Annotated in this window: 7 protein-coding genes; 4 read left to right on the top strand and 3 right to left on the bottom strand. The window is 62.4% G+C overall.

Annotated elements, in window-relative coordinates; translation table 11 throughout:
* Positions 1-159: 159 nt before the first annotated feature.
* Complete coding sequence (locus tag HGO40_RS29930) at positions 160-1,050, bottom strand: esterase/lipase family protein (protein ID WP_250965982.1); 891 nt, start codon at positions 1,048-1,050, stop codon at positions 160-162.
* A 119-nt stretch (positions 1,051-1,169) separates the two neighbouring features.
* Positions 1,170-1,808 carry an FMN-dependent NADH-azoreductase gene (locus HGO40_RS29935; RefSeq protein WP_250965983.1) on the bottom strand — a complete coding sequence of 213 codons (639 nt, stop codon included), beginning with the start codon at positions 1,806-1,808 and terminating at the stop codon, positions 1,170-1,172.
* Positions 1,809-1,946: 138 nt separating this feature from the next.
* Between HGO40_RS29935 and HGO40_RS29940 the strand changes: the two genes are divergently transcribed.
* Complete coding sequence (locus HGO40_RS29940; RefSeq protein WP_250965984.1) at positions 1,947-2,888, top strand: LysR substrate-binding domain-containing protein; 942 nt, start codon at positions 1,947-1,949, stop codon at positions 2,886-2,888.
* A gap of 57 nt (positions 2,889-2,945) precedes the next feature.
* A complete protein-coding gene (locus tag HGO40_RS29945) occupies positions 2,946-3,476 on the top strand; it encodes a ferritin-like domain-containing protein (RefSeq protein ID WP_186707806.1) in 531 nt (176 codons plus the stop codon).
* A gap of 119 nt (positions 3,477-3,595) precedes the next feature.
* Here HGO40_RS29945 and HGO40_RS29950 read toward each other — a convergent pair whose 3' ends face one another.
* A complete protein-coding gene (locus tag HGO40_RS29950) occupies positions 3,596-5,671 on the bottom strand; it encodes an AsmA family protein (protein ID WP_250965985.1) in 2,076 nt (691 codons plus the stop codon).
* Positions 5,672-6,047: 376 nt separating this feature from the next.
* Here HGO40_RS29950 and HGO40_RS29955 point away from each other — a divergent pair, with 376 nt between their 5' ends.
* Together HGO40_RS29955 and HGO40_RS29960 are read left to right on the top strand one after the other, a co-directional pair.
* Entirely contained in the window at positions 6,048-6,422 is a 375-nt protein-coding gene (locus HGO40_RS29955) for a hypothetical protein (protein WP_250965986.1), read from the top strand.
* Positions 6,423-6,579: 157 nt separating this feature from the next.
* A partial coding sequence (locus HGO40_RS29960) for a TetR family transcriptional regulator (RefSeq protein ID WP_250965987.1) occupies positions 6,580-7,169 on the top strand: 590 nt, incomplete at its 3' end.

The following is a 7,169-nucleotide window of genomic DNA, read 5'->3' on the forward strand; positions in this document are numbered from 1 at the left end:
CGCTCTGCTGAAAGGGCAAAGCGAATACCAACCAAAAGCGGCTTGAGGGCTTCCCCTCAACCATAGAATCTCCCACAGTTGATCGCATTCCTTCCAAAAGCACTCGGTCGAATGTGGGAGCGAGCCTGCTCGCGAAGAACGATAACGCGGTCCAACGGGCTACACCCCGGCAGCCTTCAACCGCTCGGCATGCTCGCCAAACAACCGGATCGGCTCGGCCCCCTTGCCCACCAGCCCCAGCGACTGGTTGACGATGTCGAAGTGGTCCAGCGGATAGTCGTCGCCGATGACCGTGCCCAGGTGGGAGCTGCAGCGTCCGACCAAGCCGTCGCATTGCCCCGCTTCCCGGACAAAGGTGCGGGCAAATAAACGGCACGTGCGGTTGGTGCCGTCGAACAGGTTGCGCCCTTTATCGGTGATGCCCGGCTGCAAGGTGCCGGACCATGAGTAATAGCGCACGCCATTGACCTCTTCCGGCCCCTGCCCACCCCAAGTGAGCGGCAGCCCCTGTGGAAAACGTTGGATGAACAGCGCCACGCCAGCAGTGGTCAGGGAGACGTGGGACGCGTGGAGGTCCACCGGCAGCTTCGGCCCGCGATAGCCGGTGTCCAGCAGGCTCATCAGGGCGTTGATCAGGCGTAGCACGGCACTGAGCACGCGCCCCTTGGCGCTGTCGGCCGGGTAGTGGCGTTGCAGGTAATCAGCCAGTTCGGAGCCGTGGTTGGGGCCGGCCACCGACGTGACCGAGGCCACCAGGTCCGGGCGCTTGGCGGCGGCGTAACGGGCGGTGAGGCTGCCCTGGCTGTGGCCGATCAGGGTGACCTTCTGCGCACCGGTTTGCCGCAGGATGTCGTCGATCACCGCCAGCAACTGCTCGCCGCGCACCTCGGACGAATGCAGCGGCGATACCTTCACCGCCACCACCACGGCCCCACCGCGACGCAACGCCGAGACGATGCCATACCAGTACGGATACAGCACCAGGCGGATGAACCCGAGCATGCCCGGGACCAGCACCAGCGGGTAACGAGTGGCGCAGCGTTGCGACATGGCGACATCCTTGTGATCAAGAGGTGATCAGCATCAGTACCGATGATGACCAGTCTATGACACCCGGAAGAATCCGTGGCGAGGGCGCTTGCTCCCGTCAGGCTGCACAGCAGCCCCTTTTAGAAGGACCGCGCCAAGGCCAGCAAACGCTCCTCGGCCTCGGCACAGGACAACGCAAAACTGCGCTCGGCCGACTCTTCACCTTCGGCGGCCACCACCGTCACATCGGTGATGCCGATGAACCCCAGCACCGTGCGCAACAGCGTGTCGGCGTGGTTCATGCTCTCCAGTTGGCCGCCGGGGCCAAAACCGAAATCACCGCGACTGGTCACGATCAGCGCCTTCTTGCCCAGCACCAGCGGCTCGTAGTGCGACACGCCGTTATCCAGGCTGTGATTGAACGTCAGACCGATGCGCACGACCTGGTCGATCCAGGCCTTCACGCCGCTGGGCACGCTGAAGTTGTGCATGGGCGCGGCGATCACCAGGCGGTCATGGGCTTGCAGCTCCTCGACCAAGGCATCGCTCAGGGCCAGGTCCGCCTGCATGATCAACGGTCGATTCTGGGGCTCGGGGTAGAACGCCGCCGCGATAAAGGCTTCGTTGACCGGCGGTATCACCGTCCGTCCGACCTCGCGGTGGGTCACTTGGGATGGCGGGTTCGCGGCCTGCCACGCCGAAACAAACGCCTCGGCCAGGCGGCGGGAATGAGCACGCTCGCCACGGGGACTGCCATGCACCACAAGAATCTTGCTCATCTGAATCTCCTTTTATGCGGCTACAATCAACACTGCTTGTGCGGCGCAGATTGAAGCCCGATGCTGCCAGCAGACAAATGAGCGTTAGTTCATCTGGATGAGTTAATTTCATCCGTAGCGTTTTTCAGGAGAATCCGGATGTTCGCCAACCTGCCGCTCAACGCCCTGCGCGCCTTCGAATCCGCGGCGCGGTTGCTCAGTTTCAAGGCGGCCGCGGCAGAGTTGTCGGTGACGCCTACGGCGATCTCCCACCAGATTCGAGCGCTGGAGAGTTGGCTGGGGCTGGTCCTGTACGAACGCCTGCCCCGCCAGGTCCGCCTCACCGACGGCGGGCAACGCTTGTTCCACAGCTTGCACGGGGCCTTGCTGGAGGTAGCGCAGAGCGTCGATACCTTGCGCCCGCAACGCAGCACCACCCACCTGCCCCTGTCCACCACCGCCGCGTTTGCCGCCCTGTGGCTGGTGCCTCGCCTGGGGCGCTTTTATGCGCGCCACCCGAACATCAACGTGCGCCTGGACACCCATTGCGAGGTGATCGACCTGCACCAGGACGCCAGCGTCGACCTGGTGGTGCGCTACAGCCTCGACGCCTACCCGAACCTGTACGGCATGTGCCTGTTCGATGAAAGCTTCGGGGTCTATGGCTCGCCTGAACAGGTGGCCCTGGCGGCCCGGCAGCCGCCGACGCTGCTCAGCGTGCGCTGGCACAACTCCAAGCTGTACGCCCATGGTTGGGATGCCTGGTGCGCCCAGGCCGGGGAAACCTGGCTCACCCGTCAGCCGTGCATCCGCGAGTACGACGAGGAGCATTACGCCTTGCAAGCCGCGATCGCCGGGCAGGGCCTGGTGCTGGCGAGCAATATCCTCGCGTCGCAAAGCATCGCCAGCGGCTTGCTGGTGGGCTATCGCCCGGACGTCCAGGCCAGCGGCGCCGGCTATAGCGCCCTGTGCGTCCCGGGCCGCGAACGCCATCCGCCGGTGCGGGCGTTCTTCCAGTGGTTGGGGGAGGAGGCGCGACTGTCCGGTTATGCGCTGAAAAATTCAGTAAAACTTTTTCAAGACCGCGTCACTCACATTTAGAGTGATCGCGCCAGCAGAGCGTGACGCCTCAACCGGATCAGCCTCCAGGAGAACGAGATGAGCGACATGCACTTATCCGATGTAACCACCCTGCGCGAACGGGCACGGCAAAACGTGCAGAACGGCGCCGTGACCGAAGGCTACGGCGCCGATCGCCAGGAGGTCATCCGCCTGCTCAACGAAGCGCTGGCCACCGAACTGGTTTGCGTGTTGCGCTACAAGCGCCACTACTTCATGGCCACCGGTCTCAAGGCCAGTGTGGCGGCCAGTGAGTTCCTCGAGCATGCGAACCAGGAAGCCGAACACGCCGACACACTCGCCGAGCGCATCGTGCAGTTGGGCGGCGAGCCGGAGTTCAACCCCGACCTGTTGACCCGCAACTCCCACGCCCAATACATAGCGGGCAACACCCTCAAGGAAATGGTGTACGAGGACTTGGTGGCCGAACGGATCGCCATCGACAGCTACCGGGAAATCATCCAATACATTGGCGAAAAAGACCCGACCACCCGGCGCATCTTCGAAGACATCCTGGCCCAGGAAGAAGAGCATGCCGATGACATGGCCGATATCCTGGCTGATCTCTGATACCGCCATCGCGAGCAGGCTCGCTCCCACAGGGGACCGCATTCTTCCTGAAGAAACTCGGTCGAATGTGGGAGCGAGCCTGCTCGCGATGGGGCCGGCAGTATCACTGCAAGGCTCGGCTACCGGGTAGGCTTGACCGTCACCGGCGCCTTGCCCGCCTTCATCTGTTCCAACAGCGGCGCGCACTGGTTCGGCTCTCCGCCGCTGGGCGCCACCAGCGCCAGCAACCCCGCCGCCGGCGCGGCGATCACGCCCAACGCCACCATCCCGGCACCGCGCAGCATCAGGGGTACGGCCTTGACCCCGGCGGCGGGCTTGGCGAACGTGCCCCGCACATACAAGGGTGAACGCAGGGAAATCAGGCGCCAACCCTTGGACTCGGGGGTGATGGTCAGGTCCAATTGTTCACTCGCCATGTTCGCCGGGCCGTCGATGTAGATGATCGCGATCTCGGTGTCGAACACGAACAGGCGTGTGGTCGCCAGCCCCGTCTTGATGTCGAAGTCGGCTGCCGCGCAGTTGATCTTCACTTCCTTGTCGCCAAAGATTTTCCCTACCACGTAGTTACCAACGTTCAGCCCCGCCAGCTCCATCAATTCCCGACTGATGGCGCCATCGTTGATGAGCATTTTCAGCGTACCGTTGGAGGTGCCCAGCAACGCCGCCACCGAATTGCCGCGCCCGGCGATGTCGGCATCGCCATTCAATTCGCCGAAGCTGGTTTTCATCGGCTCGAAACCCGGGAACAGCTGCTTGAGCTTGAACCCCCGTGCCGTCAGCTTCGCCTGGCCTTCCAGCGGCCGGGTGCGCCCGTTGAGGCGGATCTGCGCATCGAGGCGGCCACCGGCCACACCGAAACGCAGGGGCTCAAGACTCAACTGCCCGTCGTTGAGCACCAGATGGGTGTACAGGTCGGTGAACGGCTGCTGCTCGCTATGGACAATGCGTTTGCCGGTGAACTCCACATCGGCGTCCATCACGCGCCAACGCTCGGTGCGAAACTCTTCTACGGGCAAGACCTTGCAGGTCGGCTGTTTGCTGGCGCCGCCGCGAGCCTTTTGCTCGGTGTTGGAGTCAGCACCAATCAACGGCGCCAAGTCGCTGAACAGCAGTTGATTGGAGACCAGCGCGCCACTGAGTTTCGGCCGCGGCTGGCTGGCGACGTAAGCCAGGTCGCCATGGATATCGCTGTCGCCGATCTTGCCGTTGAACCCCTCATAGCGAAACAGCGCCCCACCCGGCTCATGCAGTTTGGCGATCAAGCGGCCATCGGTGGCGTAAGGCGGTGAGTCCGGCAGGGTCACGCCGGTCAGTGGGTAGAGATTGGCGAGGCTGTTGCCGGCCAGTTTCAGGCGCAAATCCAGCGCCCCGAGGTTCAGCGGGTCGATGAGGGTGCCGGCCAGTTCGACACGTGTGTCACCGACCTTCGCCTGGGCCTGGAGTGGAAAAGGTCGTGACGCATCCTTCAGTGCCAGCAAACCACCGACCTTGCCGGAGCCGGTCAGGTTTTGCCCGTGATACTGCCCGTTGACCTTGAAGGCGAACGCGTAGTCCTGTGGCGTCGCGCCTTGGTCCTGGGCTTTTTTCGCGGCTTTGTCACCGACGATATCGCTGAACGGAATGGGTTTGCCCAACGGGTCGATCAACAGGTCGAGACGGGGCTTGAGTGTCTGGTCGTCAAGGGTGACGTGCCCCTTGTCGAAACCAATGGCACCAATGTCCACCACCCAGCTGGACGGCTCGGCGTCCGGGTCTTTCGGATCGAATTGGAAGGTCCAGTTGGCGCGACCGTCCGCCAGGCGTTGAAGGTTGGCGTTGGGCTCCACCAGGTCGATGCGTGGAATCGCCACTCGCCGGGCCAGCAAGGCCAGGGGCGAAACGCGTAGCTCGACACGCTTGAGCGTGACCATTTGCGGCGTTTTCGACCAATCCGGGTTACCCAGGCTCAAGTCTTCGGCCACCACATGGGGCCACGGCAACCAGGCGCGCCAGCCACCTTCTTCCGGCTCACGCTGCCAGATCACCGCCAGGTTGCCGTTGATGGCGAAGGGACGATGCAATTCCTCGGAAACCTTGGCGTTGAGCGAGGGCTTGATGCGGTTCCAGTTGAAGAAAGCGATGACCAGTACCAACACCGCCAGCAAGACAACAAGGCTGGCAAAGCTCCAGGCGAGAATTTTCGAGGTGCGCGTCATGCACAAGGCTCCTGATGACAAGTCAGCATCCGCAACCGCGGCGCTGTTTTAAATACGAACCTGCACCGGTTCGTCATGAAGGGTTGGACTGGCGAAACGGCCAACAGGTGCCGATGAACGGCACAAAAAGATGCCAGGATTCTGACTGATCGGCCAACAAACTGTTACCGCCCCCGCACATTTGCGAGGCAGCGATGGGTACAAAATACCCACCACGGTGCAAAACAGCACCTCGGAAACGCCCGTTCTAGAGCCTTCGCTGCGAACAATCAATTCCGTTGATTATTACCATTGCGTTTATGAACTTTTATATCGACTTATCGAGAGTAGCATTGCCCTCGTACCCACTTTATCGCCCTCCCAAGGAGCAACGATCATGAAACGCCAATTACCGATGAGCCTGTCCCTTTCACTGCTGGCCTCTACTGCCTTCGCACTGCCAGCTTCCGAACAAGCCACGCCACAGGTCAAGGACAGCCACTCTGTCTACAGCCAGACGGTTGCCGAAGGTGGACGTGATCGCCTGGAAGAAAAAGGCCTGGCCGAAGACGGTTATGACCGTACCAAGCAGAGCGATACCGTGGCAGCTGACGGTTCCGACCGCACCCCAGGCCAAACCCTGGCAGCCGATGGTTCCGACCGCACTCCAGGCCAAACCTTGGCAGCCGATGGTTCCGACCGCACTCCAGGCCAAACCCTCGCCGAAGGCGGTGGTGATCGTGTGATCGAACGCAACAGCACCGTGAGCTGAGCCCATGGTGGCCCAGAAAAAAGCCCGATTCCTGCAATCGGGCTTTTGACTTTTCAAGCCCTTCGTTTTCCCCGCCCGATCCCCCTCTACCGTTCGACGTCGGCAAAGCCGATTTGCTAGAGTGCACCGCTCCCGTGAATCAGAAGCCAGCCTTGCGATGCTGCCCCGCGCCGAACAGAAACAACAGACACGTATTGCCCTGATGGACGCAGCCCGTCATTTGATGGAGTGCGGCCGGGGATTCGGTAGCCTGAGCCTGCGGGAAGTCGCCAGGACGGCGGGCATCGTGCCCACCGGGTTCTACCGGCACTTCGAGGACATGGACCAACTGGGCCTGGCACTGGTCAGCGAAGTCGGCCAGACCTTCCGCGAAACCATCCGCCTGGTCCGCCACAACGAATTCGTCATGGGTGGCATCATCGATGCGTCGGTACGGATCTTTCTCGATGTGGTTCAAGTCAACCGATCCCAATTCCTGTTCCTGGCCCGCGAGCAATACGGCGGCTCCCTGCCGGTGCGCCAGGCCATTGCTCAATTGCGCGAAGACATCAGCTCGGACCTGGCCGCCGACCTGGCGTTGATGCCCAAGCTGCAGCACCTGGACCTGGCCGCCCTGGGCGTGATGGCCGATCTTATCGTCAAGAGCGTATTCGCCACCCTGCCGGACATCATCGACCCGCCCCCCCCCGCCCCCCCCCAACCCCACACGCCCCCCGCGCAGCTGTCCCCGCAACGGCGCGTCCTCTT

This window comes from Pseudomonas sp. CG7 (assembly GCF_023701885.1).
Lineage (GTDB): Bacteria > Pseudomonadota > Gammaproteobacteria > Pseudomonadales > Pseudomonadaceae > Aquipseudomonas > Aquipseudomonas zanjanensis.